This is a genomic window from Blautia difficilis (assembly GCF_014297245.1).
Lineage (GTDB): Bacteria > Bacillota > Clostridia > Lachnospirales > Lachnospiraceae > Blautia_A > Blautia_A difficilis.
The window spans coordinates 82,510-107,254 of the sequence record NZ_JACOQG010000003.1 but is presented as its reverse complement, the minus strand read 5'-3'; the positions used below and the strand labels follow the sequence as shown (position 1 = coordinate 107,254).

Genomic DNA, 24,745 nt, shown 5'->3' with positions numbered 1-24,745 from the left:
AAAAATGAATACTTCATTATCTTGGATTAAAATGTATGTGCCGGATCTTGATGTGACAGCACAGGAATATACAGATGCCATGACCCTGACAGGTACAAAGGTAGAGGGCTTTGAGAAGCTGGATGCAGACCTGGACAAAATCGTGATCGGACAGATTAAAAAAATTGAAAGACATCCGGATGCAGATAAGCTGATCATCTGCCAGGTGGATGTAGGAACAGAGACGGTTCAGATTGTAACCGGTGCACCCAATGTAAAAGAAGGAGATAAGGTTCCCGTTGTTCTGGACGGCGGACGGGTAGCAGGTGGACATGACGGCAAGAAAACTCCGGGAGGAGTCCAGATCAAAAAGGGCAAGCTCCGCGGTGTGGATTCTTATGGTATGATGTGTTCTATTGAAGAACTGGGAAGTACCAGAGAGATGTACCCGGATGCACCGGAGTACGGAATTTATATTTTCCCGGAGGATGCAGTAGTGGGAGAAAGTGCGGTAAAGGCACTTGGCCTGGATGATGTTGTCTTTGAATATGAGATCACATCTAACCGTGTGGACTGCTATGGAGTTCTTGGAATTGCCAGAGAGGCAGCGGCTACCTTTGATAAAAAATTCTGTCCTCCTGTTGTAGAATGTAAGGGCAATGAAGAAAAGGCATCTGATTATGTAAAGGTTACAGTGAAGAATCCGGAGCTTTGCCCACGTTACTGTGCAAGAGTTGTAAAAAATGTAAAAATCGGACCGTCCCCAAAATGGATGCAGAGATGTCTGGCTTCCAACGGAATCCGCCCCATCAATAACCTGGTTGACATCACCAATTATGTTATGGAAGAATTTGGCCAGCCAATGCATGCCTATGATCTGGATACTATTGAAGGCAGAGAGATCGTTGTACGCTGTGCAGAAAAAGATGAAAAATTTGTTACCCTGGATGGTCAGGAACGTACCATGGATGATCAGGTGTTAATGATCTGTGACGGCAAAAAGCCTGTAGGAATTGCCGGAATCATGGGCGGAGAGAATTCTATGATCACAGATGAGGTGAAAACAGTTCTCTTTGAGGCAGCTTGCTTTGACGGCACTAATATCCGTCTTTCTTCCAAAAGGATTGGCCTCCGTACAGATGCTTCCGGTAAATTTGAGAAGGGTCTGGATCCTAACAATGCACAGGCTGCCATTGACAGAGCCTGCCAGCTCATGGAGGAACTGGGTGCAGGAGAAGTTGTGGGCGGAATGGTGGATGTCTGCAATAAAGTCAGCGAGCCGTCCAGAGTACCTTTTAAACCAGAGAAGATCAATGCACTTCTGGGAACTAGCCTTACCCCGGAAGAAATGCTTGAATTCCTGGCAAAGGTTGAGCTTACCTATGATGAAAAGACCAATGAGATCGTAGCACCTACCTTCCGTCAGGATATTCACTATGTGGCTGATGTAGCGGAAGAGATTGCCAGATTCTTCGGATATGACAAAATTCCCACCACATTGCCCAATGGGGAAGCTACAACAGGTAAACTGCCATTTAAGCTTCGTATTGAAGCTGTTGCAAGAGATATCGCAGAATACTGTGGTTTTTCTGAAGGCATGACTTATTCCTTTGAAAGCCCGAAGGTATTTGATAAATTAAGACTTCCGGCTGACAGTGAACTCCGCAGGGGAATTGTGATCAGCAATCCACTGGGTGAGGATTACAGTGTTATGAGAACAACTACCTTAAATGGTATGCTCAGTTCTCTGGCAACAAACTATAACAGAAGAAATAAAGATGTACGTCTCTATGAACTGGGAAATGTATACCGTCCAAAGGCATTGCCTCTTACTGAGCTTCCGGAGGAAAGAATGCATTTTACCCTGGGAATGTATGGAAACGGTGACTTCTTTGACATGAAGGGTGTCTGCGAGGAATTCTTTGAAAAGGTAGGTATGCGTGAAAGAGTGGATTATGATCCTGACAGCAAAAAATCCTATCTCCATCCGGGCAGACAGGCAAATATGATTTATGGCGGTAAGGTTGTAGGTTATCTGGGAGAGGTTCATCCGCTGGTTGCAGATACTTACGGAATCGGTGACAAGGCCTATGTGGCAGTGATCGACATTCTTACAGTTCTGGAATTTGCAAGCTTTAATCACAAATATACAGGAATTGCCAAATATCCTGCTGTAACCCGTGACTTAAGTATGGTTGTTCCGAAAGCTGTACTGGCAGGACAGATCGAGCATGTACTGACACAGAGGGGTGGCAAGATCCTGGAAAGCTATCAGCTCTTCGATATATATGAAGGTAATCAGATCAAAGAAGGATATAAATCCATGGCATATTCTCTGGTGTTCCGTCATCATGACAAAACTCTGGAGGAGAGTGAGATCACAGCAGCAATGAAGAAGATCCTGAATGGACTGACAGAACTTGGAATCGAGTTGAGAAGCTAATGCTGATTTATGTATTAAGACATGGAATTACCCGGTGGAACAAATTAAAAAAGGTGCAGGGGGCTGTAGATATTCCCCTGGCACCGGAAGGAATTGAACTGGCAAAACGCACCGGGGAGGCATTGAAGGATGTTTCCTTTGATGTCTGTTTTACCAGTCCTCTGACCAGAGCCAGGGAGACTGCACATTATGTGCTGGGAGACAGAGAAATTCCTGTAATTCCTGATAAGAGGATTCAGGAGATTGATTTTGGTGTTCTGGAGGGAACACAGTTTAAGGATGCCGGAGGAAATATTATCAGTCCGGAGATGGATATTTTTTTCAATAAGCCGCTGGCTTTTGAGAGACCGGAGAACGGTGAGAATATTGCTGATATCCTGAAGCGTACCCGGGATTTCTGGATAGAAAAAACAACAGATCCGGTGCTGCAGGACAAAACCATTCTGGTTTCTTCCCACGGATGTGCTGTGAGAGCCCTGCTTCAGAATGTTTATCAGGATGAGGCACATTTCTGGCATGGCTGTGTACCGCCTAACTGTAGTATTAATCTTGTGGAGGTAAAGGATGGAAAAGCCTGCCTTCTGGAGGAAGATAAGGTATACGCATAAACAGAAAATTTACAGAGAGATTTTGAGTGAAAAAGAAGTTCTGGGCAGGTGTTGTCCAGGACTTTTTTGTGTAGTCTTACTTGTTCTTGATATGATGTTGTGATATGATGATTACAGATTTTTCATGCCGGTTGTGTATGATAAATGTAACTGTGTATATGCGGAACAGTTACTGGTAAAAAATACTGAGGATTACAGGAGGTGTACCATGAGCAAAAAGGTTTTAAATCTGCTGGCATTTTTGGCGGTGCTGGCAGGATGTATTGCAATGACAGTTTTTACAGGTAAGGGTTCTGTCAGTACCATGATCTATAACTTTGCGTTTCTGGCGATCATGACAGTGCTTTACCTGGCCGGAATGCTGGGCGGAATGTTCAGGGTTGAAGGGATCGGACAGGCCCTTCACAGAGGAAAAGAGGAGCTGACAGGCATTTTCAAAACGCCCGGCAAGGTAAAAAATGAAAGCCTTGTCTACCTGAAAGGGATTTTTGATCACAAATATCTGGACGGAAGGCTGGATGACTTTGTGGATGGAATGAATCAGGCAAAAGAAGGTATTGGTGAGATCGAGGACTATATCAATGAAGATGATATTGATCTTCATGTACATAAGCGTATTCTGGAAATGATCCCGGATATTTTTACAAGTCTGGGTATTCTGGGAACCTTTATTGGTCTGGTATGGGGACTTAAGAACTTTGAACCCTCCAGCTACGAGACAATGACTAACTCTGTGTCTTCGCTGGTGGCAGGTATTAAGGTTGCCTTTCTGACCTCTATCTATGGAATTGCTTTTGCTATTATTTATACCTCAGGGATGAAGAGTGTTTTCTCTGATATGAATGAGAAGCTTCAGGCGTTTCTGGAGAAATTTCATATTTATGTCCTGCCTACAGCAGAGAATGAATCCAGAAATCTTATGGTTGCCAGCCAGAAGCTTCAGGTAAAGGCTATGAAACAGATGGCAGAGCAGCTTTCTGCAGAAATGGCACAGAGCTTTGAAAAGGCCATTAATCCTACTTTCCAGAAGATGAATGAATCTCTGGATGTGCTGACAGAATCTGTGACCAGCTGCCAGCAGGATGTGATGCAGGAGATTCTCCGTTCTTTCCTGCGGGAGATGAACGGCTCCTTTAAGATGCAGTTTAAAGATTTTAATGATGCTCTGGCGCAGTTAAAGAAAGCCCAGAAGGAGAATACAGAATATACCACCAACCTGTATCATACTATGAGCGATCAGCTGAATTCTTCCTATGAGAGACAGAGTGAAACCATGAAGGACATGGTCAATGAACTTGGAAATGCCCAGGGACGTTATATGTCTACTGCTTCCAGGATCGCCCAGGATAATCAGGAGATCCAGAAAATGCAGCAGCAGGACTATCAGAGAGTGGCAGATTATCTCAAAGAGGCTGAGAAAACCTCTGCTAAATTCTGGGTAGCCTGCAACCAGACCATGCAGAGATATGTGGAGACAGCTTCCCAGGGAATGGAAAAGGTTTCTGTTGCCAGTCAGACAGGTACAGATGTGCTCAAGGCAAACCGGCAGGTAATGGAAGAACTGGAAAAAAGACTGGCAGATTTTGCGTCCTGCCAGGATAAGACTTTACAGACCATGGAAGAGGTGCGCAGACTTCTGACAGATATTTCAGTTACAAAGGAAAATGGTAATATTTCTCTTACAGGAGGACAGCAGAACCTGAACGCTTTCAGAATGGCTGACAGACAGTCTATGGATCGGTTATATGCTCTTATGAAGGAGCAGGGAGAAAAACAGGAAGCTCTCCTGGAAGAAATGAACAGAAACCTGAGGGAACTTTCCAAAACTCCCCAGAAAGGGAAATTCGGTTTATTCAGATAAGAAAAGGAGAAGACTATGCGCAAAAAGAAAAAATCAGAGGAAGGCGGATTTAATGTCTGGCGTTCCTATTCTGATATGATGGCCGGTGTATTGCTTCTTTTCGTCCTGATTATGTGTGTCACTCTTTTTCAGGCACAGAAAAGCTATAATGAGAGCATTAAGGAAAGAGATGACAAAATTGCCCTACAGGAGCAGTATACTGCGGAAATCCTTGCTCAGCAGAATGAGCTGGATGAAAAGGACAGTAAGCTAAGCTCTCAGGATGAACAGCTGGATAAACAGAAAAAGCAGCTGGAAGAGCTTGCAGCCAAGCTGAAAAAACAGCAGGCTACTCTGAAGAAACAAAAAAACGCCCTGGATGAAAAGACCACCCTTCTGTCCGAACAGCAGCAGAAGATTGATAATATTATTGGTGTAAAAGCAGACGTTATCGAAGCCTTACAGAAAGAATTTGAAAAAAACAATGTTAGTGTAAATATTGATTCCCAGACAGGAGCCCTGACTTTGAATGCCAGCGTACTGTTTGACTATGACCAGGCAGAACTGACAGACGAAGGTAAGGCAGAGCTTTCCAATATTCTTCCCATTTACTGTAAGGTTCTTTTGCAGGATGAGTACAAGAAATATCTGGCAGAGATTATTATTGACGGTTATACAGATACAGACGGTGACTATACCTATAACCTGGAATTGTCCCAGAGACGTTCCCTGGCAGTGGCAGAGTACCTTACTGAGATCCGTGAGGATTTCCTGAATGAGAACCAGATTTCAGATCTTCAGACCTATCTGACTGTAAACGGACATTCCAGTGCAAATCCTATTCTGGATGCCCAGGGAAATGTAAATAAGGATGCGTCCAGACGAGTGGAGGTAAAATTCCGCTTAAAAGATGAGGAAATGATCGATGAACTGAATCAGATCATGTCTTCGGATGAAAGTAATATAACAGATGATAGCAATACAACAAAAGAAAAAACATCCACAGACCAGAAATCTGCGGATGAATAGAAACTAAGGAGCGTTAAAATATATGTCTGTAAAAATCGGCAGAAATGATCCGTGCTGGTGCGGAAGCGGTAAAAAATATAAGAAATGCCATGAGGCATTTGATGAGAAGCTGGAGGCAATGAAACGGGAGGGACATGCAGTGATCGACCACAGCCTGATCAAAACCCCGGAGCAGATTGAAAAGATCAAAGAGAGCTGTAAGATCAACATTGCTGTACTTGATTATGTTGAGGAGCATATCCGTCTCGGAATTTCTACGGCGGAAATTAACAGATGGGTCCATGAGGAGACGGTCCGCCATGGAGGAATCCCGGCCCCCCTTGATTACGAAGGCTTCCCCAAAAGCGTGTGTACCTCTATTGATGATGTAGTGTGCCACGGAATTCCCAATGAGGAGGAGATTCTTAAAGAGGGGGATATTATCAATGTGGATGTATCCACAATCTATAACGGATATTATTCTGATTCCTCCAGAATGTTCTGCATCGGCAAGGTAAGCCCTGAAAAGGAAAAGCTGGTAAAGGTGACAAAGGAATGTGTGGAGATTGGTATCTCCATGGTAAAGCCATGGACTCCTATTGGAAATATGGGCAGCGCAGTGCATAAGCATGCAGTAGAAAATGGTTTCTCTGTGGTACGGGAGATCGGTGGCCACGGAGTAGGTGTGGAGTTCCATGAGGATCCATGGGTAAGCTATGTATCAGAAGAAAATACCGGCGTTCTCATGGTGCCAGGTATGATGTTTACAATTGAGCCTATGGTTAATATGGGAAGCGATGAAATCTGGACAGATGAGCTGGATGAATGGACGGTGCGTACAGAGGACGGACTTCCCTCCGCACAGTGGGAGGTTACTGTTTTGGTCACAGAAACCGGTTGTGAAGTAATCTGTTGGTAAAGATTGCAAAAAAGGCTTGCAAACTGCATTGCTCTATAGTATAATCACAACTGTTGTGAAAAAAGATGGTCCTCTGTTACAGAAATTGTATTAAGAACATCCATATAAGAATAGGAGAAAATAAAATGAACGAAATTATCAAAAACATCGAAGCTGCTCAGCTGAAAGCTGAAGTACCGGAATTCAAAACTGGTGATACTGTAAGAGTACACGCGCTGATCAAAGAGGGTAACCGTGAGCGTGTTCAGATTTTTGAAGGAACAGTTCTTAAGAAACAGGGCGGAAGCAACAGAGCTACTTTCACTGTAAGAAAGAATTCTAACGGTGTAGGCGTTGAGAAAACATGGCCACTGCATTCCCCACATGTTGTTAAAGTAGAAGTTATCCGTCGTGGTAAAGTACGTCGTGCGAAACTGAACTACTTAAGAGACCGTGTAGGTAAAGCTGCTAAGGTTAAAGAGCTTGTTAAATAATTTCATGAATTAATTTGAAAGAAGGGACAATAACTTGTGTATTGTCCCTCTTTTTCGATGCTGAACATATATGCCCCTCTGAGAGTGGTATCGTTGTGAATGCAAGGGAACGGTCAGGAGATTTCAATAAATATGAAAAATTGGAAAAAAGAATCCAGATTTAAGGATAAGGCAGAAGATAAGTTGGAGGTCAGACTGGAAAATGCCAGAACCCGCAGGATTTTCACATGGATATTTGAAATCCTGGTAACTCTGTTTTTTGCCATTGTAGTGGGAATCATGATGTTTCAGTCTGTCACTATGCAGGAAAGCGCCATGGAACCAACTCTGTCTGTAGGAGAACGTTTTTTGGTCAATAAAGGGATTTATAAAATATCTTCTCCCCAAAGAGGTGATATTATTGTTTTTAAAACCAATGGAAGTGACGATGCAGCTCTTCATATCAGCCGTGTGATCGGGCTTCCCGGCGAGACAGTACAGATTTCAGGAGGAAAAATCCTGATCAATGGTGCTGTCTATGAAAATGACGGTGATTTTCCTGAGATCAGCAATGGGGGACTTGCTTCCAGTGCGGTTTCGCTGGAAAGCGGTGAATATTTTGTGCTGGGTGACAACAGGAACAACAGTGAAGACAGCCGGTATGCTGATATCGGAAATGTAAAGAAAAAATATATTGTGGGTAAGTTGTGGTTTACCATTTCCCCCAGAAGTAAAATTGGATTTTTGAAAGGTTAGGTAAGTTATGAACGTACAGTGGTATCCTGGTCATATGACCAAAGCTAAAAGGCAGATGCAGGAAGATATCAAGCTGATCGATCTGATCATTGAGCTGGTTGATGCCCGTGTGCCTCTTTCTAGCAGAAACCCGGATATTGATGAACTTGGAAAAAATAAAGCCCGACTGATTTTGCTGAATAAAGCGGATCTGGCGGATGAAAGGCAGAATGAGGCCTGGAAGGCTTATTTTCAGAGTAAGGGCTTTTTTGTGGTAAAGATAGACTCCAGAAAGGGTTCCGGCATGAAGGCAATTCAGAACGTGATCCTGGAGGCGTGTAAAGAGAAAACAGAGAGAGACCGGAGACGCGGGATTAAAAACCGTCCGATCCGTGCCATGGTGGTAGGAATTCCAAATGTAGGCAAGTCTACTTTTATTAATACTTTTGCAGGAAAGGCCTGTGCAAAAACAGGAAACAAACCTGGAGTTACCAAAGGAAAACAGTGGATCCGCCTGAATAAGGGAGTGGAGCTTCTGGATACTCCGGGGATTCTTTGGCCCAAATTTGAAGACCAACAGGTGGGAATGCGCCTTGCCTGTGTGGGTTCTATCAAGGATGATATTTTGAATATGGAGGAACTTTCCCTTTGGCTGATCGATCACTTGAGAGAGAACTATCAGGGAACTCTCACAGAGAGATATCAGATCACAGAGCAGGGAACTTCTGTGGAAGTCCTGGAGCAGATTGCAAAAGCCAGAGGATGCCTGAAAAAACAGGAAGAACTGGATTATGCAAAAGCAGCACTTCTTCTTTTTGATGATTTCCGTTCCGGTAAACTGGGACGGATTACCTTGGAGTGGGTGAAAAATGAAAACGATCAGTGAAATAAAGGCTGAGTTTGCTGCGGCAGATATCAGTGAATATCCGTCTTTATACCAAAGGTATGAAGAGGATTCCAGAAGCGGCATAAAAAAACTGATAGAGCAGTGCCATAAAAAAGAGGCAGCCCTGGAAGCTGAGAAACAGCGGACAGAAGCCATGAAGTATTATGAGCATAAATATGAGCATCTGGGCTGGCTTTGCGGGATTGATGAAGTAGGAAGAGGACCTCTGGCAGGTCCGGTGGTGGCTGCTGCGGTGATCCTGCCCACAGATAGTCAGATTCTCTATCTGAATGATTCCAAAAAACTTACAGCAGCCAAAAGAGAGGAGCTGTATGAGGTGATCATGCGGGAGGCTGTTGCAGTAGGCCTTGGAATGGCTGATCCGGAAAGGATTGATCAGATCAACATCCTTCAGGCAACCTATGAAGCTATGCGGGAAGCTGTGGGAAAGCTTTCGGTAATGCCTCAGCTGTTGCTGAATGATGCCGTTACGATTCCGGAGATTCAGATTCCCCAGGTGCCGATCATTAAAGGGGATGCAAAAAGTGTGTCTATTGCTGCGGCCAGCATTGTGGCTAAGGTGACCAGGGACCGGATGATGGAAGAATATGATAAAGTTTTTCCGGAGTATGGATTTGCATCCAACAAAGGCTATGGGGCGCAGGTACACATTGAGGCTCTGAAAAAATATGGTCCCTGTCCTATCCACAGAAGAACCTTTATTACTCATTTTGTATAATATTGCCTGATACAAAAGATACCTACAAAAAAGAGACCGGGAGTTTTACATGCAGAATAAGAGAAGAACAGGTGGCTGCTATGAGGCAGCAGCAGCTGCTTATCTGGAGAAGCAGGGACTTGTGATCCTGTGCAAGAATTATCGCTGCAGATCAGGTGAAATTGATCTGATCGCCAGGGATGGCAGGTATCTTGTGTTTATAGAGGTAAAATATCGGAATACCGCAGTTTCGGGAAGCGCACTGACTGCTGTAACTCCTGCCAAACAGCGGGTGATCAGCAGGGTGGCAGAGTACTTTCTTACAGTGGAATATCATAGTGTGGATTTGCTCTGCCGTTTTGATGTGATAGGAATTGACGGAAACCAGTTTACCTGGGTCAAAAATGCTTTTGACTGCTGGAGTTGAAGGAAATACTGCCGGTTGCCGGCTGTGGACGGAATTTAGGAGAAAAACAGATGGATAAAATGGTTGAAATAAAATGGCATGATAAAAATGCACAGAAAATGACGGTACATAATAAGAATGGTGTAGTATATCTGACCTATCCGGCTCTTGACTCTCAGGAGGAAATCATTCATGGATTCAGTACCAGATTGGGAGGGGTAAGCCAGGGGATTTACACCTCTATGAATTTAAGCTTTACCCGGGGAGATGAGGAAAAGGCAGTCAGAGAAAATTATGACAGACTGGCTGCTGCCATAGGCTTTTGCGCAGAAGATATTGTAACTTCTGATCAGACTCATACAGCCAATGTGCGAAAGGTTACAGCTGAAGACAGAGGAAAGGGAATTACCGGACCCAGAGATTATACAGATGTGGACGGTATGATCACAGATGTGCCGGGATTGATACTGGCCACCTTTTATGCAGACTGTGTTCCCCTGTATTTTGTAGATCCCAAACGGAGAGTAGTGGGGCTTTCCCATTCCGGATGGAGAGGAACTGTCCAGAAAATCGGAAATGTGACAGTCAGGAAAATGACAGAGGAGTACGGATGTGATCCTGAAGATATCCTGGCGGCAGTGGGGCCTTCCATCTGTCAGGATTGTTATGAGGTAAGTGAAGATGTAATAGAACGTGTGAAGGATGCTTTTGACAGAAAGTACTGGGATATATTGTTCTATGGAAAGGCAGATGGGAAATACCAGTTAAATCTCTGGGAGGCTAATCGTATTGTCTTTCTGGAGTCTGGGATTCGGCCGGAGCATATATCCATGCCGAATCTTTGTACCTGCTGCAATCCGGAACTGCTTTTTTCCCACAGAGCCTCTCATGGAAAAAGAGGAAATCTGGGAGCCTTTTTGGGATTGAAGAAATAAAAGTAACGGCAGCAAACCGTAAAAAAATGTTTGCTGCCGTTATTTTTATTTTGCATTTATCTTTTCCATAAGAGACATGATTTTCTCATTGCTGGAACGTACTTTTTCTACAGATACATCATGATTGATGATATCCATAATACTTGCCAGATATTTACTCATATTTGCTTCAATGTAGTAAGGTCTATCCAGAAGTTCCGGAATGCGGTAATTCAGGTTGGTGGTGATCACACGGTCCATCCAGCCTTTTTCGTAATATTCATCGAATTTTGCAAGTCCGTCAGTGAAAAGGCCATAGGTGGTGCACACAAAAACACGTTTTGCATGGCGCTCTTTTAACTGCTTGGCCACATCCAGCATACTTCCGCCGGAGGAAATCATATCATCGATGACTACCACATCCTTGCCCTCAACAGAGTCACCAAGGAATTCGTGGGCAACAATAGGGTTCTTGCCGTTAACAATAACGGAGTAATCTCTTCTCTTGTAGAACATGCCCATATCCACGCCCAGGATATTTGAAAAATATACAGCACGGGACATAGCGCCCTCATCCGGGCTGATGATCATCAGATGATCATTGTCTACCTTCAGATCCGGCACGCCTTTGATCAGCGCCTTCAGGAACTGGTAGGTAGGGAAGAAATTATCAAATCCATTCAGAGGGATGGAGTTCTGTACACGGGGATCGTGGGCATCAAAGGTGATGATGTTGGATACACCCATGTCGCTTAATTCCTTCAGTGCAAGTGCACAGTCCAGGGATTCTCTCTTGGTACGTCTGTGCTGGCGTCCCTCATAGAGAAATGGCATAATAACATTAATACGGTGTGCTTTACCTGTGGCTGCAGAGATGATCCTCTTCAGGTCCTGGAAATGATTATCCGGTGACATATGATTCTCATGTCCACATACAGTATAGGTTTCACTGTAATTGGTAACATCCACCATAATGAAAAGGTCGGTACCACGGACGGATTCCTTAATATAGCCTTTGCCCTCGCCGGTTCCGAAACGGGGACACTCACATTCAACCATGAAAGATTCCTCGCTGTAGCCCTGGGGAATAATACTGAGCTGTTTTTTTGCGATCAGTTCCTTACGGAATTTCACCAGTTTTCTGTCTACCTCCTGGGCAAGCTCCGGGCAGCCAAGGGCAGCAATACGAATAGGTGCTACAGGCATGGATTTTTCCAATAATTCTATGTTTGGCATAATATTCCTCCTAAGTAGTTTGAAAAAATATTTGATTCCAATATAATTTATAACATTTGACCTAAATCCAGTCAAGGAATTTATTGATTTTTTCTTATAAAATTGTTATGATAATGTAGCGGTATAATCGTGTATATCAATTTTGATATTTATGGAGTAGTATTGGAGTAATATTAATGAAAAAAAATATGCATGTGATTTCCAGAGTACTGCCCGGAAGTATCGGGGAGGAACTGGAACTGGTACCAGGGGATATGCTGGTATCCATTAATGGCCAGCCGGTGGAGGATGTTTTTGATTATAGATATCTGATGAATGATGAGATGGTAGAGCTTCTGATCCGCAAAAAAAACGGTGAGGAATGGGAGCTTGAGGTTGAGAAGGATTATGAGGATGATCTGGGAGTAGAATTTGAGAACAGTCTTATGGATGATTACCGCTCCTGTTCCAACCATTGTATTTTCTGCTTTATCGATCAGATGCCGCCCAATATGCGGGAAACTTTATATTTCAAGGATGATGATTCCAGACTTTCTTTTTTGCAGGGGAATTATGTGACCCTTACTAATATGAGCGAATATGACCTGGATCGTATTATAAAGTTTCATCTTTCCCCTATCAATGTGTCTTTTCAGACCATGAACCCGGAGCTCAGATGTAAGATGCTCCACAATCGTTTTGCCGGAGATGCACTGAAAAAGGTAGACAAGCTGTACCAGGGCGGTGTGATCATGAATGGACAGATCGTGTTGTGCAAGGGGGTCAATGACAGGGATGAACTGGAATACAGCCTGGAGAAGCTTTCTGAATATGCACCGGTTCTTCAGAGCGTATCGATAGTGCCTGTGGGACTTTCAAAATACAGGGATGGCCTTTATCCGCTGGAGCCCTTTGGCAGGGAAGATGCAGAGTACCTGATCGAACAGGTGGAGCGTTGGCAGAAGATCATGATGGAGCGCCATGGAATCCATTTTATCCACGCTTCAGATGAGTGGTATATCCTGGCAGGGAAAAAACTTCCTGAGGAGACCCGCTATGACGGATATCTGCAGTTGGAAAACGGTGTGGGTATGATGCGCCTTCTGGAAACAGAAGTGAAGGAGAGACTGGCTGGACTGGAGGGGGATAACAGAGAGTTTACAGCTTCTGTGGCAACAGGAAAGCTTGCGGCTCCCTTTATTCAACAATATATGAAACTGATACAGGAAAAATTTCCTAATATAAAAGTAAATGTTTACACTATCAGGAATGATTTTTTTGGTGAAAGAATTACAGTTTCAGGACTGATCACCGGTACAGATCTGAGAGAACAGCTGAAGGACAGGGAACTGGGAGAGAAAGTCCTGATCCCCTGTAATATGCTCAGAAGCGGTGAAGATGTTTTTCTGGATGACCTGACAGTGGATGACATAAGGGAAGCTTTGGGAACAGAGCTGGTGGTAGTAGACGAACCGGGAGCAGATCTTGTGGATTGCGTGATCAATCCCCCTGACCATAAAAAAATAAAAAGGAGACAAATATATGAGCAAACCAGTAGTAGCAATAGTGGGAAGGCCTAATGTAGGTAAATCCACCCTGTTTAATGCACTGGCAGGTGAGAAGATTTCCATTGTAAAGGATACACCGGGTGTAACCAGAGACAGGATTTATGCAGATGTAACCTGGCTGGACAAAACCTTTACCATGATCGATACCGGTGGTATTGAGCCGGACAGCAGTGACATTATCCTTTCTCAGATGAGAGAGCAGGCACAGATTGCCATTGATACGGCGGATGTAATAATTTTTATCACAGATGTGCATCAGGGACTGGTGGATGCAGATGCCAAGGTAGCGGATATGCTCCGCAGAAGCGGTAAGCCGGTAGTACTTGTGGTAAATAAGGTGGACAGTGTACAGAAATTTATGATGGATGTATACGAGTTTTATAATCTGGGAATCGGAGAACCGATCCCTATTTCTGCGGCGAACCGTATGGGTCTGGGAGATATGCTGGATGAAGTGATTAAGGATTTCCCAGAGGATGCGGATACAGAACAGGATGAGGATATTCCGAAAATTGCCATTGTAGGAAAACCAAATGTAGGAAAATCATCGCTGGTGAATAAACTGTTGGGCGAGGACAGGGTAATCGTTTCAGATATTGCCGGTACTACCAGAGATGCGGTAGATACCAGAGTGAAGTGGCAGGGAAAGGATTATATCTTTATTGATACTGCCGGACTTCGCCGTAAGGGTAAGGTGAAAGAGGAGATTGAGCGTTACAGTGTGATCCGTACAGTTACTGCAGTGGAGCGGGCAGATGTGGTCATTGTTATGATCGATGCTTCTGAGGGAGTTACCGAGCAGGATGCCAAAATTGCCGGAATTGCCCATGAGCGGGGTAAGGGTGTGATCATTGCAGTGAACAAGTGGGATGCTATTGAAAAAAATGACAAGACCATTTATAAACATACCAACCGTATCCGGGAGGTTCTGGCATATATGCCTTATGCGGAGCTTGTATTTATTTCTGCAAAAACAGGGCTCAGAATTTCCAGAATGTTTGAGACTATTGATGCGGTTATTGAAAATCAGACCCTGCGTATTCAGACTGGTGTTCTCAATGAAATCCTTTCTGAGGCAGTGGCTATGCAGCAGCCGCCTTCAGACAAGGGCAAACGTCTGAAGATCTACTACATGACCCAGGTGGCTGTCAAACCGCCTACCTTTGTGATTTTTGTCAATGACAAGGAACTGATGCATTTTTCATATACAAGATATCTGGAGAATAAAATCCGTGACGCTTTTGGATTTGCAGGAACATCGCTGAAATTTATTGTCCGCGAACGGGGTGAAAAGGAATAGATATGGAACGTATCATCTGTTTACTGATTGGATATGCGTGTGGACTTTTTCAAACAGCGTATATTATGGGAAAGATTTATCATACAGATATTCGCAAGCAGGGAAGCGGTAATCTGGGATCCACCAATGTAATGCGTACCCTGGGCAAAAAAGCGGGAGCCCTGAATCTGCTTTGTGACTGTCTGAAATGTGTGGCTGCGATCCTTATTGTCCGGGCGCTGTTTGGGGACAGATATGCAGAGATTCTGCCTCTGTTGAGCCTGTATGCGGCAGCAGGATGTATTCTGGGGCATAATTTTCCTTTTTACCTTAATTTTAAAGGAGGAAAAGGAATTGCTGCCTCTGTAGGTCTGCTGGCTGCCTTTGACTGGCGGCTTCTGCTCATTTGTGCCGTTGTGTTTTTTACATTATTTTTTACCACACATTATGTTTCACTCTGCTCTATCAGTGCTTATGTGACTGCCTTTATTTTGATGGTAGTATTCGGGCAGAGAGGAGATTATCACATGGATCAGAGCCACATGCTGGAGCTTTATGTGGTAATGGCGTTTTTGACAGTTCTGGCGCTTTTCCGTCATAAAAAGAATATCCAACGGCTTCTGGACGGAACAGAAAGTCAGATTTATCTGGGAAAAAAGAAAAAGAATCAATAATTCCTGAGTAAGGGAAGGAAAAAGAGGTGTATTTATGGCTAGAATCAGTGTATTAGGTGCGGGAAGCTGGGGAACAGCACTGGCGTTACTTCTTCATAATAATGGGCATGAGGTGATCTTATGGTCTGCCCTGGGAGAGGAAATTGATGTTCTGAGAGAAAAGCGGGAGAATGTAAGCAAACTTCCGGGAGTAAAGATACCAGAGGCAATTGATATTACCACAGATCTGGAACGGAGTCTGCGAGATGCAGATGTGGCGGTTCTTGCAGTTCCCTCTCCTTATATCAGGAGTACCTGTAAACGGATGGCTCCTTATATGAAAAAGGGACAGAGAATTGTAAATGTTGCAAAGGGTGTGGAGGAGAAAACACTGATGACTCTCAGCGAGATCATTGAACAGGAGCTTCCCGGGGCAGAGGTATCTGTGCTTTCCGGACCCAGCCATGCGGAGGAAGTGGGCAAAGGGCTTCCTACTACCTGTGTGGTAAGTTCCCGCAGGAGAGAGACAGCAGAATACCTCCAGGGTATTTTCATGAGTCCGGTCTTTCGTGTATATACAACACCGGATATGCTTGGTGTAGAGCTTGGTGCAGCCTTGAAAAATGTAATTGCCCTTGCTGCAGGCACTGCAGATGGACTTGGATATGGAGATAACACAAAGGCAGCTCTGATCACAAGAGGGATTGCAGAGATTGCAAGGCTTGGAGTAAAAATGGGTGCCAGAATGGAGACCTTTTACGGCCTGTCCGGAATCGGTGATCTGATTGTTACCTGTGCAAGTGTTCACAGCCGTAACCGCAAAGCCGGGTATCTGATAGGAAAGGGATATTCCATGGAAGAAGCCATGACTGAGGTACAGATGATCGTAGAAGGCGTTTATTCCGCAAAAGCCGGTAAAGAACTGGCAGAGAAATATGAAGTGGAAATGCCTATCATTGCAGAGGTCAACAAAGTACTGTTTGAAGGAAAATCCGCCTCTGAAGCAGTGATCGATCTGATGGTCCGCGATAAAAAGGTTGAGACTCCTATGCTTCCCTGGAATGATGAAACAGAATAAATAAAAGAGTTCCTGAAATCCAAAACAGATTTCAGGAACTTTTTTAATAGAATTGTTCAGATTAAAAGATTACATCTCTAAGGTCTTCCGGGATATGGGAACTGTGAAAATCCTGGTTGAGAGTGTCCAGAATATCCATATCTTCCTGCTCAATAGTAAAATCAAAAATCTGGCTGTTACTTTGGATCCTGTCAGGGTGACTGGATTTGGGGATCACAGAGATACCTTTTTGTACTGCCCAGCGAAGTCCGATCTGTGCAGGAGTTCTGCCGTACTTGGTACCCAGGACACACATGACATCGTTATCCAGATAAGCTCCTCTTGCAAGGGGGGCATATGCCTGAATCTGAATGCCTCTGCTCTGGCAGTAATCAATCAGTTCTTTGGGATAGCATAAAGGGTGACACTCAATCTGGTTCACTGCAGGAACAACATCGGAAATTTTTGCCAGCTCCTCCAGGTGGCGGATCTCAAAATTGCTGACACCGATGGAAAGCGCCCTGCCGGACTGCTGGATTTTTTCCAGTTCTTTCCAGGTGCTCAGGTAACAGCCTGGAACTGGCCAGTGTATCAGATAAAGATCCACATAATCCAGTTTCAGCCGCTCCAGACTTCTGTCGAAGGCTCCCTGGATATCTCCGATGCGCTGGGCAGTATTCCAGACCTTAGTGGTTACGAAAAGCTCTCCTCTGGAAACTCCGCATCTGGCAATGCCGCGGCCTACATTTTCTTCATTTTTGTATGCCGAAGCAGTATCAATCAATCGATAACCGCTTTCTACTGCAGAAATAATCGAATTTTCTGCTTCGTTTTCTCCTGTTGCCTTATATACGCCAAGCCCTAATAAAGGCATTTCTCTGTTGGTATTCAGAAAAACTGTATTTTCCAAAATGATTCCTCCAATTCTTCTATATACTTAACACAACAATCTGATTAATTATACCATATATTTATAGAATATGTACATTGTTTTTATGATATTTTCGCGTTTTACATTGTTAACAAGATAACATGTTGGTTAAAGCGTTAACACACTTTGTAAAATAGACCATATATAAGCATTGAATTCAGAATTTTTTAGTAATTATTTACGTCAAATATCTTGCTAAAACTACCGGAAAGATGTATAATGACATTAAATTGATAATTTATTGTCATGAAGACTGCCCTGAAGTGCCCGTAAATGGAGGAACAGGAGAGTTTTCAGTATAGAAAGGGGCATTTATATGCATTTAATCAAAGATGAGAATGGTAATCTTGTCCAGCATGGACACGGACATACCCATGAGCATACTCATGCAGATGGAACTACCCATACTCATGAGCATTCACATGGAGAGGGACATGACCATGGACATACACATACAGATCATGGCTGTGAGACAGGACATTGCGGAAGCTGTCAGGAGGGAGACTGCAAGAATGAAACACTTGCACTGCTAACCTACATGCTTCAGCATAATGAGCATCATGCTCAGGAACTGGATCAGATGGCTGATAATCTGGCAAAGATGGGAATGGACGCTGCATGTAAGACAATCAAGGAAGCGGTGTCTGATTTCCAGAAAGGCAATATGCGTCTTGGACTTGCTCTGACACTTGTTAAAGATGAGATGAAATAGGAGGCGACAGCATATGTGTTTAGCAACAGTATTCAAGGAAAGTGATGATTCTGTTATTTTCAAAAACGTAGCAAGGATCGATGTGGACGGAAACAAACTGATTCTCCGTGATATTATGGGGGATGAGAGAGTTGTAGAGGGAAGCATCCTTATGGTTGATCTTGCAAACAGTATTGTAAAGCTGAAATGTGACTAGGCTTTTGAGAACAGTACAGAATCTGATTAAAAGTATTAAAGAAGAATTTAGGAGGCACCTGGTTTTATGGCACATGTTATTGCCGTCGCAGGAAAAGGCGGCGTAGGAAAAACAACATTATGCGGAATGCTGATCCAATATCTGTGTGAAATGGGTAAGGGACCGATTCTGGCAGTGGACGCTGATGCAAATTCAAATCTGAATGAGGTTCTGGGAGTAGAGGTTAAAACTACTTTGGGCGACGTACGTGAGGAAATCGCTCGTGCAGAGCTTGCAAAGGAAAGTCCGATCCCAAAGGGAATGTCTAAGGCAGATTATGCGGAGATGCGCTTCGAGGATGCCCTGGTAGAGGATGATGATTTTGATCTTCTGGTAATGGGCAGGACTCAGGGAAAGGGTTGTTATTGCTATGTAAATGGCCTTTTACAGACCCAGCTGGCCAAATATCAGAATAATTATCCTTACTTTGTAGTAGATAATGAGGCGGGAATGGAACATATCAGTAGAGGTGTCCTTCCCAGCATGCAGACAGCAATCCTTGTCAGTGACTGTTCACGGAGAGGTGTACAGGCAGTTGGCAGAATTGCAGAATTGATCAAAGAATGTGATATGCATCCGAAGACTGTAGGATTGATTATCAACAGAGCTCCCAAGGGAGAACTGAATGAGGGAATCAAAGAGGAAATCCAGAAACAGGGACTTACACTCCTGGGAGTAGTTCCTCAGGATGAAGCAGTATATGAATATGACTGCGAAGGCCGTCCTACAAGTATGCTTCCGGAAGACAATCCTGTCAAGAAGGCACTGAGAGCCATAGTTGACAAACTGGATTTATAGGAAATATGCTCCTGGCTGTGCGGAAATGTACAGTCAGGGGCTGTCAGCGTATTACTGCTTTGAATTTTTTTATGTTAAAATAACCCATGGGTGGGGATGGGTTCCTGCCAATGGGATTATTAAAAATATATTACGTGCATATAAAATGCGCAAACCAGAATTAAAGGAGGTCTATAATGAGTGAATTCAAATTAACTACAGTGGAAGAGTTTGAAGAGGCTACTGCCAGACTTTTGGAGACAGGTGCAAAGGTTGGAGCTGACGCATGGCAGTTCCGTGTAAAGAACCAGACTCCACATTGTAAATTCGGTGAGCAGGGTGTCTGCTGTCGTATCTGTTCTATGGGACCATGTCGTATTACCCCTAAAGCACCAAGAGGTGTCTGTGGATGTGACGCCCATGGTATCGTAGGAAGAAACTTCCTGAAATTTACAGCAGGCGGTGCAGCTACTCACTCTGATCACGGTCGTGAAATCTGCCACACATTATATTGTGCAAAAGACGGTGGAAACTATCAGGTAAAAGATCCTGAAAAACTGATCCGTATTGCCAAAGAATGGGGCGTAGAGACAGAAGGGAAAGATATCTATGATCTGGCTCATGAAATGGCTGAGACAGGATTGATGGAATATGGTAAACCATTTGGATATCAGAGATTCCTTGACAGAATGCCAGCAGGACAGAAAGAGAAACTGATTGAAAATGAAATTGCACCACGTGCGATCGACCGTGAGGTTTCTACTTCTTTACATATGGCTCATATGGGATGTTCTTCTCTTCCGGAAGCTCTTGTAAAACAGTCTATCCGCTGCGGTCTTGCTGATGGATGGGGCGGTTCCATGATGGGAACAGAGTTTTCTGACGTATTATTCGGAACTCCGAAACCAATTGACACTGAAGCTAACCTTGGTGTAATGGTTGAAGAGAACGTAAATATCGTTGTACACGGACATGATCCGAGCCTTTCTGAGATGATCTGTGAATATGCAGACAGTAAGGAAATGATCGATTATGCAAAATCTGTAGGAGCAAAAGGAATCACTGTTTCCGGTGTATGCTGTACTTCAAACGAAGTAGCTATGCGTCGCGGTGTTCCGATGGCTGGTAACTTCCTGCAGCAGGAGAATGTAGTACTGACAGGTGCCTGCGAAGCAATCGTAGTAGACGTTCAGTGTATCTTCCCTGCATTAGGACCTTTAAGCAAATGCTTCCATACTAAATTTATCACAACTTCTCCGATTGCTCAGATGCCGGATGCTGAATTTATCAGATTCAATGCTGAGACAGCAGGAGAGAATGCGAAAGCGATCGTTAAGATGGCTATTGATAACTTCAAGAACAGAAAGCCTGAACTTGTACATATCCCACAGCTGAAACAGAAAGCTACAGTTGGATATTCCGTAGAAGCAATCGTTAAGGTTCTTGACAGTGTTACAAACTCTCAGGTTGATGAGACAGGAACAACCAAACCATTACTTGAGTGCATCACTTCCGGTGTTATCCGTGGTGCTGTTGCTATGGTCGGATGTAACAATCCTAGGATCCGTCCTGACTATGCACATATTGAATTGATGAAGAAATGTATCGCCAACGATATCGTTATCATTGCATCAGGATGTTCAGCACAGGCAGCCGCAAAAGCAGGTCTTATGGACAAATCTGCCAAAGATCTCTGCGGTGCAGGTCTGAAACGTGTATGTGAACTGGCTGATATCCCACCGGTACTCCATATGGGATCATGCGTAGATATTTCCCGTATGATGATTCTTGCTGCTGAACTTGCAAAAGATTCAGGTCTTCAGATCAATCAGCTTCCTGTAGTTGGATGTGCTCCTGAGTGGATGTCTGAAAAAGCTGTATCCATTGGTAACTATGTAGTAGGTACCGGTATTGATACATTCCTTGGTGTTGATCCATATGTTTCCGGTTCTTCAGAAATGTGCGAACTTCTTACAGAAGGAACCAGAAAATGGACCGGTGCTGCTTATACAGTAGAAAAAGACATTGATAAATTAGTTGATCTTATGATCGAGAGAATTGAAGAAAAGAGAACAGCATTAGGAATCTGATCTGCTGTGATCTGAAAACGAAATAAAAGGTGGATGACGTAAAATGAAAATAGCAGTTACAGGAAAAGGCGGCGTAGGCAAAACCACTTTTGCAGCAACGCTGGCCAGGTTGTATGCAGCAGAGGGCAGACCGGTTCTTGCAGCAGACGTGGATCCGGATGCGAATCTTGGTCTGGCTTTGGGTTTTGATGAAGAAACTCTGGATTCTATTGTACCGATTTCAAAGATGCGTAAGCTGGTGGAAGAACGTACAGGTGCTACAGCAGGAAATCAGTTCTATCATCTGAATCCGAAAGTAGACGATATTCCGGAGAAATATGGTAAGGTCTGTAATGGCGTACGGCTCCTTGTCCTGGGAACTGTCGAGACAGGCGGCGGCGGATGTGTATGTCCGGAGCATGTAATGCTGAAACGTATTATTAACAATCTGGTACTGAGAAGAGAAGATGTAGTAATTCTTGATATGGAAGCCGGTCTGGAACATCTCGGCAGAGGAACCACAGAAGGGGTTGACGCATTTATCGTAGTGATCGAACCGGGTGCAAGAAGCGTTCAGACATACAAGAATGTGAAACGTCTGGCAAAGGATCTGGGAGTATCTCAGGTAAAGGTTGTTGCAAATAAAGTGCGCAACGAGGATGATGAGAACTTTATCAGAGAACGGATTCCACAGGAAGATCTTTTAGGAATGATTCATTACAATACAGAGGTAATTGATGCGGACAGACAGGGCAAGTCCCCCTATGATTTCAGCAAAACAGTTACCGATGAGATCATTAAGATAAAAGAAAAAATAGATCGTCAATAATCTCATATATTAGGAGGTAAACAAAAGTGACTTTATTTGAAAGTGTTTTTGCGGGAAATGACGCGGTTTATGGACTGACAGAGGGTGCCATTAACCAGGCAATTGAGAAATACGGCGCTGACAAAGCAGTCAGCTTCCCTGATACAGCATATTCCTTACCATGCTACTATGCAGTAACAGGAACAAAGGTTGGAACTCTTGCAGAGTTAAAAGATGCTCTTGCAGTAGTAAAAACTCTTATGACAAGAGAGAAGAGAACAAATGACGTATTTATGTCAGGTGTTGCTACAGCTCTCTGCGCAGAATTTATCGAAGTTCTGAAATATATCGACGGAGCAGTTCCTTATGAAGCTCCTTGCTACGGACATCTTGCTGATGCAGTGATCCGTGAACTTGGTGTACCGCTTGTAACAGGCGATATCCCTGGTGTAGCAGTTATCCTTGGAAAAGCTCCTTCCGCTCAGGAAGCAGCAGACCTTGTTAAATCCTATCAGTCTCAGGGTATCCTGATTACTCTGGTTGGTGACGTTATTGACCAGTTAGAGGAAGTTGGATACAAGACAGGTGCTAACGTACGTGTTATCCCGCTTGGAAAAGATGTTACAGCAGTTATCCATGTAGTATCTGTAGCACTTCGTGCAGCTCTTATCTTCGGTAACGTGAAACCAGGTGATGCTGCAACTCTGATGGATTACACAATGAAACGTGTACCTGCATTTGTTAATGCATTTGCACCATTAAATGATGTGATCGTAGCTTGTGGTGCAGGCGCTATCGCTCTTGGATTCCCGGTTATCACAAATCAGGAAGATGTTGCAAGAGTACCGAAGAGCCTTATCTGCCAGAAAGACATCTCCAAATGGAATGCAACTTCTCTGGAAGCTCGTGACATCAAGATCAAAATTACAAACATTGATATCCCTGTTGCTTTCGCATCTGCATTCGAAGGTGAGATCATCCGTCGTAAAGATATGCAGGTTGAATTTGATGGTTCCCGTGTAGACTGTGCAGAGCTTGTACATACATGTGAACCGAGCGAAGTAGAAGACCACAAGATTACTGTTGTTGGTCCGGAAGTAGACGATATGGAACTTGGCAGCAAGAACAGCATTGCATATGTTGTTAAAGTTGCCGGCAAGAACATGCAGCCTGACTTTGAACCGGTTATCGAGCGTAAGTTCCATAACTACATCAACTGTATTGAAGGTGTATACCATACAGGACAGAGAGATATGCAGAGAATCCGTATCAGTAAGGACGCATTTGCTGCAGGATTCAAGATCAAACATATCGGTGAAGTTCTCTATACACAGGTTAAGAACGAATTTGACGCAGTTGTTGATAAATGTGAAGTTATTATTTATACAGATCCTGCTGAGTGTACAAGAATCCGTCATGAAGTTGCTATCCCGATCTTCGAGAAACGTGATGACCGTCTGAATACTCTGACAGACGAATCTGTAGATGTATATTACAGCTGTATCCTCTGCCAGGCATTCTCCCCGTCTCACGTATGTGTTGTTACACCTGAGAGACTTGGACTTTGCGGTGCCGTTTCATGGCTGGATGCAAAAGCTACCAACGAGCTGGATCCAAACGGACCTTGCCAGGTAATCACAAAAGAAAGACCTATTGATGAGAACCTTGGTTCTTATGAAGATGTAGATGAAGCTGTTAAGAAATTCTCCCAGGGTGCATTAGAGCACGTTACACTGTACTCTATCATGCAGGATCCTATGACATCATGCGGATGCTTCGAGTGTATCTGCGGTATCGAGCCATTCTCCAATGGTGTTGTTATCGCTAACCGTGAGTATGCAGGCATGACACCTCTTGGAATGACATTCTCAGAAATGGCATCCATGACAGGTGGTGGTGTTCAGACACCTGGTTTCATGGGACATGGTAAACATTTCATCAGCTCCAAGAAGTTCATGAAGGCAGAAGGTGGTATTGAACGTATCGTATGGATGCCAAAAGAACTGAAAGAGTTTGTTGCTGAACGTCTTAACAACACAGCAAAAGAACTCTATGGAATTGACAACTTTACAGATATGATCGGTGATGAAACAATTGCTACTGATCCGGAAACACTGGTTGGTTTCCTTACAGAAAAAGGCCATCCGGCATTAGCTCTTGATCCGATGATGTAAAGTCTGGTGGTTTCCCCGGAGGTTTTATGCGAGTCATGCGGAGGCTTGATATAAGCCTCCGGGTTTAAACGCTAAACAGCGTATATATAAAAACCATAGTATATTATGTTCAAAGACGGACAATATTGTGATCCTGTGAAAGTACAGCACTTATATTTCGTAAAGATAAGGTATGGATGTAATATATGCTGCCCGGTAATATGTGCGGAGTGTATGACCGGTCAGCGATAAATGTATGATCAGCTGCTGTATTTATAGATGCAGTATAAAGATTGTTGCATTTTTAACAAAACATAACATCCTGCTCTTGTCAATAAGTATGATAATGTTGTATACTACATTCGACATAATGTGTAAGT

The 24,745-nt window shown here is 43.8% G+C and carries 23 protein-coding genes; 21 read left to right on the top strand and 2 right to left on the bottom strand.

Annotated features, from left to right (window positions below; all coding sequences use genetic code 11):
• The first annotated feature begins 4 nt into the window (after positions 1 to 4).
• The 11 genes from pheT (at position 5) to pgeF (ending at position 10,929) form a co-directional block, all read left to right on the top strand.
• The gene (gene pheT / locus H8Z82_RS03460) at positions 5 to 2,422 is read left to right on the top strand and encodes a phenylalanine--tRNA ligase subunit beta (protein ID WP_186994247.1); all 2,418 of its coding nucleotides are present in this window, start codon (positions 5 to 7) and stop codon (positions 2,420 to 2,422) included.
• On the top strand, positions 2,422 to 3,030 hold the full coding sequence (locus tag H8Z82_RS03455; protein WP_186994246.1) for a histidine phosphatase family protein: 609 nt from the start codon (positions 2,422 to 2,424) through the stop codon (positions 3,028 to 3,030). The genes pheT and H8Z82_RS03455 overlap by 1 nt, the downstream gene beginning before the upstream one ends.
• Positions 3,031 to 3,238: 208 nt before the next feature.
• Positions 3,239 to 4,891, top strand: a complete 1,653-nt coding sequence (locus H8Z82_RS03450; protein ID WP_186994245.1) for a MotA/TolQ/ExbB proton channel family protein — start codon at positions 3,239 to 3,241, stop codon at positions 4,889 to 4,891.
• A gap of 15 nt (positions 4,892 to 4,906) precedes the next feature.
• Positions 4,907 to 5,899, top strand: a complete 993-nt coding sequence (locus tag H8Z82_RS03445; RefSeq protein ID WP_186994244.1) for an OmpA family protein — start codon at positions 4,907 to 4,909, stop codon at positions 5,897 to 5,899.
• A gap of 22 nt (positions 5,900 to 5,921) precedes the next feature.
• Positions 5,922 to 6,797, top strand: a complete 876-nt coding sequence (locus tag H8Z82_RS03440; RefSeq protein ID WP_186994243.1) for a methionyl aminopeptidase — start codon at positions 5,922 to 5,924, stop codon at positions 6,795 to 6,797.
• A 125-nt stretch (positions 6,798 to 6,922) separates the two neighbouring features.
• A complete protein-coding gene (rplS, locus tag H8Z82_RS03435) occupies positions 6,923 to 7,270 on the top strand; it encodes a 50S ribosomal protein L19 (protein ID WP_019161854.1) in 348 nt (115 codons plus the stop codon).
• A gap of 132 nt (positions 7,271 to 7,402) precedes the next feature.
• On the top strand, positions 7,403 to 8,005 hold the full coding sequence (gene lepB, locus H8Z82_RS03430) for a signal peptidase I (RefSeq protein WP_186994242.1): 603 nt from the start codon (positions 7,403 to 7,405) through the stop codon (positions 8,003 to 8,005).
• 7 nt (positions 8,006 to 8,012) lie between these two features.
• Positions 8,013 to 8,870: a ribosome biogenesis GTPase YlqF gene (gene ylqF, locus H8Z82_RS03425; protein ID WP_019161852.1), complete on the top strand. Its 858-nt coding sequence runs from the start codon at positions 8,013 to 8,015 to the stop codon at positions 8,868 to 8,870.
• Positions 8,854 to 9,609, top strand: a complete 756-nt coding sequence (locus H8Z82_RS03420) for a ribonuclease HII (protein ID WP_186994241.1) — start codon at positions 8,854 to 8,856, stop codon at positions 9,607 to 9,609. Before ylqF ends, H8Z82_RS03420 begins: the two co-directional genes overlap by 17 nt.
• Positions 9,610 to 9,658: 49 nt before the next feature.
• Positions 9,659 to 10,015 (top strand): YraN family protein, encoded by a 357-nt coding sequence (locus H8Z82_RS03415; RefSeq protein ID WP_019161850.1) that lies wholly within the window; start codon positions 9,659 to 9,661, stop codon positions 10,013 to 10,015.
• Between the two features lie 50 nt (positions 10,016 to 10,065).
• Positions 10,066 to 10,929 carry a peptidoglycan editing factor PgeF gene (pgeF, locus tag H8Z82_RS03410; protein ID WP_019161849.1) on the top strand — a complete coding sequence of 288 codons (864 nt, stop codon included), beginning with the start codon at positions 10,066 to 10,068 and terminating at the stop codon, positions 10,927 to 10,929.
• 45 nt (positions 10,930 to 10,974) lie between these two features.
• Here the strand turns inward: pgeF and H8Z82_RS03405 are convergent, their stop codons facing one another.
• Positions 10,975 to 12,144 carry a ribose-phosphate pyrophosphokinase gene (locus H8Z82_RS03405; protein WP_019161848.1) on the bottom strand — a complete coding sequence of 390 codons (1,170 nt, stop codon included), beginning with the start codon at positions 12,142 to 12,144 and terminating at the stop codon, positions 10,975 to 10,977.
• A gap of 176 nt (positions 12,145 to 12,320) precedes the next feature.
• Here H8Z82_RS03405 and H8Z82_RS03400 point away from each other — a divergent pair, with 176 nt between their 5' ends.
• Genes H8Z82_RS03400 through H8Z82_RS03385 form a run of 4 tightly spaced genes read left to right on the top strand, consistent with a single transcriptional unit; the run spans position 12,321 to position 16,701 of the window.
• On the top strand, positions 12,321 to 13,703 hold the full coding sequence (locus H8Z82_RS03400) for a DUF512 domain-containing protein (protein WP_186994240.1): 1,383 nt from the start codon (positions 12,321 to 12,323) through the stop codon (positions 13,701 to 13,703).
• Entirely contained in the window at positions 13,666 to 14,991 is a 1,326-nt protein-coding gene (der, locus tag H8Z82_RS03395) for a ribosome biogenesis GTPase Der (protein WP_019161846.1), read from the top strand. Before H8Z82_RS03400 ends, der begins: the two co-directional genes overlap by 38 nt.
• 2 nt (positions 14,992 to 14,993) lie before the next feature.
• Positions 14,994 to 15,644: a glycerol-3-phosphate 1-O-acyltransferase PlsY gene (gene plsY, locus H8Z82_RS03390; RefSeq protein WP_019161845.1), complete on the top strand. Its 651-nt coding sequence runs from the start codon at positions 14,994 to 14,996 to the stop codon at positions 15,642 to 15,644.
• Between the two features lie 34 nt (positions 15,645 to 15,678).
• Positions 15,679 to 16,701 (top strand): NAD(P)H-dependent glycerol-3-phosphate dehydrogenase, encoded by a 1,023-nt coding sequence (locus H8Z82_RS03385; RefSeq protein ID WP_186994239.1) that lies wholly within the window; start codon positions 15,679 to 15,681, stop codon positions 16,699 to 16,701.
• Between the two features lie 61 nt (positions 16,702 to 16,762).
• Here the strand turns inward: H8Z82_RS03385 and H8Z82_RS03380 are convergent, their stop codons facing one another.
• Positions 16,763 to 17,590, bottom strand: coding sequence for an aldo/keto reductase (locus tag H8Z82_RS03380; protein WP_019161843.1), 828 nt, complete (start codon positions 17,588 to 17,590; stop codon positions 16,763 to 16,765).
• 337 nt (positions 17,591 to 17,927) lie between these two features.
• Between H8Z82_RS03380 and H8Z82_RS03375 the strand changes: the two genes are divergently transcribed.
• From H8Z82_RS03375 to acsB, 6 genes are all read left to right on the top strand, one after another.
• Positions 17,928 to 18,323 carry a hypothetical protein gene (locus H8Z82_RS03375; protein ID WP_019161842.1) on the top strand — a complete coding sequence of 132 codons (396 nt, stop codon included), beginning with the start codon at positions 17,928 to 17,930 and terminating at the stop codon, positions 18,321 to 18,323.
• Between the two features lie 13 nt (positions 18,324 to 18,336).
• Entirely contained in the window at positions 18,337 to 18,519 is a 183-nt protein-coding gene (locus H8Z82_RS03370) for a CooT family nickel-binding protein (RefSeq protein ID WP_019161841.1), read from the top strand.
• A 66-nt stretch (positions 18,520 to 18,585) separates the two neighbouring features.
• Positions 18,586 to 19,356 carry an ATP-binding protein gene (locus H8Z82_RS03365; RefSeq protein WP_019161840.1) on the top strand — a complete coding sequence of 257 codons (771 nt, stop codon included), beginning with the start codon at positions 18,586 to 18,588 and terminating at the stop codon, positions 19,354 to 19,356.
• Between the two features lie 176 nt (positions 19,357 to 19,532).
• Positions 19,533 to 21,425 carry an anaerobic carbon-monoxide dehydrogenase catalytic subunit gene (gene cooS, locus H8Z82_RS03360; protein ID WP_019161838.1) on the top strand — a complete coding sequence of 631 codons (1,893 nt, stop codon included), beginning with the start codon at positions 19,533 to 19,535 and terminating at the stop codon, positions 21,423 to 21,425.
• Positions 21,426 to 21,468: 43 nt separating this feature from the next.
• The gene (locus tag H8Z82_RS03355; protein ID WP_019161837.1) at positions 21,469 to 22,233 is read left to right on the top strand and encodes an ATP-binding protein; all 765 of its coding nucleotides are present in this window, start codon (positions 21,469 to 21,471) and stop codon (positions 22,231 to 22,233) included.
• Positions 22,234 to 22,259: 26 nt separating this feature from the next.
• On the top strand, positions 22,260 to 24,386 hold the full coding sequence (gene acsB / locus H8Z82_RS03350) for an acetyl-CoA decarbonylase/synthase complex subunit alpha/beta (protein WP_186994238.1): 2,127 nt from the start codon (positions 22,260 to 22,262) through the stop codon (positions 24,384 to 24,386).
• Positions 24,387 to 24,745: the final 359 nt, after the last annotated feature.

What these genes read in the sequence shown, in the direction of transcription:
- pheT (WP_186994247.1), top strand. Translation starts at nt 5, where the DNA reads ATGAATACTTCATTATCTTGGATTAAAATGTATGTGCCGGATCTTGAT.
- H8Z82_RS03455 (WP_186994246.1), top strand. Translation starts at nt 2,422, where the DNA reads ATGCTGATTTATGTATTAAGACATGGAATTACCCGGTGGAACAAATTA.
- H8Z82_RS03450 (WP_186994245.1), top strand. Translation starts at nt 3,239, where the DNA reads ATGAGCAAAAAGGTTTTAAATCTGCTGGCATTTTTGGCGGTGCTGGCA.
- H8Z82_RS03445 (WP_186994244.1), top strand. Translation starts at nt 4,907, where the DNA reads ATGCGCAAAAAGAAAAAATCAGAGGAAGGCGGATTTAATGTCTGGCGT.
- H8Z82_RS03440 (WP_186994243.1), top strand. Translation starts at nt 5,922, where the DNA reads ATGTCTGTAAAAATCGGCAGAAATGATCCGTGCTGGTGCGGAAGCGGT.
- rplS (WP_019161854.1), top strand. Translation starts at nt 6,923, where the DNA reads ATGAACGAAATTATCAAAAACATCGAAGCTGCTCAGCTGAAAGCTGAA.
- lepB (WP_186994242.1), top strand. Translation starts at nt 7,403, where the DNA reads ATGAAAAATTGGAAAAAAGAATCCAGATTTAAGGATAAGGCAGAAGAT.
- ylqF (WP_019161852.1), top strand. Translation starts at nt 8,013, where the DNA reads ATGAACGTACAGTGGTATCCTGGTCATATGACCAAAGCTAAAAGGCAG.
- H8Z82_RS03420 (WP_186994241.1), top strand. Translation starts at nt 8,854, where the DNA reads ATGAAAACGATCAGTGAAATAAAGGCTGAGTTTGCTGCGGCAGATATC.
- H8Z82_RS03415 (WP_019161850.1), top strand. Translation starts at nt 9,659, where the DNA reads ATGCAGAATAAGAGAAGAACAGGTGGCTGCTATGAGGCAGCAGCAGCT.
- pgeF (WP_019161849.1), top strand. Translation starts at nt 10,066, where the DNA reads ATGGATAAAATGGTTGAAATAAAATGGCATGATAAAAATGCACAGAAA.
- H8Z82_RS03405 (WP_019161848.1), bottom strand. Translation starts at nt 12,144, where the DNA reads ATGCCAAACATAGAATTATTGGAAAAATCCATGCCTGTAGCACCTATT.
- H8Z82_RS03400 (WP_186994240.1), top strand. Translation starts at nt 12,321, where the DNA reads ATGAAAAAAAATATGCATGTGATTTCCAGAGTACTGCCCGGAAGTATC.
- der (WP_019161846.1), top strand. Translation starts at nt 13,666, where the DNA reads ATGAGCAAACCAGTAGTAGCAATAGTGGGAAGGCCTAATGTAGGTAAA.
- plsY (WP_019161845.1), top strand. Translation starts at nt 14,994, where the DNA reads ATGGAACGTATCATCTGTTTACTGATTGGATATGCGTGTGGACTTTTT.
- H8Z82_RS03385 (WP_186994239.1), top strand. Translation starts at nt 15,679, where the DNA reads ATGGCTAGAATCAGTGTATTAGGTGCGGGAAGCTGGGGAACAGCACTG.
- H8Z82_RS03375 (WP_019161842.1), top strand. Translation starts at nt 17,928, where the DNA reads ATGCATTTAATCAAAGATGAGAATGGTAATCTTGTCCAGCATGGACAC.
- H8Z82_RS03370 (WP_019161841.1), top strand. Translation starts at nt 18,337, where the DNA reads ATGTGTTTAGCAACAGTATTCAAGGAAAGTGATGATTCTGTTATTTTC.
- H8Z82_RS03365 (WP_019161840.1), top strand. Translation starts at nt 18,586, where the DNA reads ATGGCACATGTTATTGCCGTCGCAGGAAAAGGCGGCGTAGGAAAAACA.
- cooS (WP_019161838.1), top strand. Translation starts at nt 19,533, where the DNA reads ATGAGTGAATTCAAATTAACTACAGTGGAAGAGTTTGAAGAGGCTACT.
- H8Z82_RS03355 (WP_019161837.1), top strand. Translation starts at nt 21,469, where the DNA reads ATGAAAATAGCAGTTACAGGAAAAGGCGGCGTAGGCAAAACCACTTTT.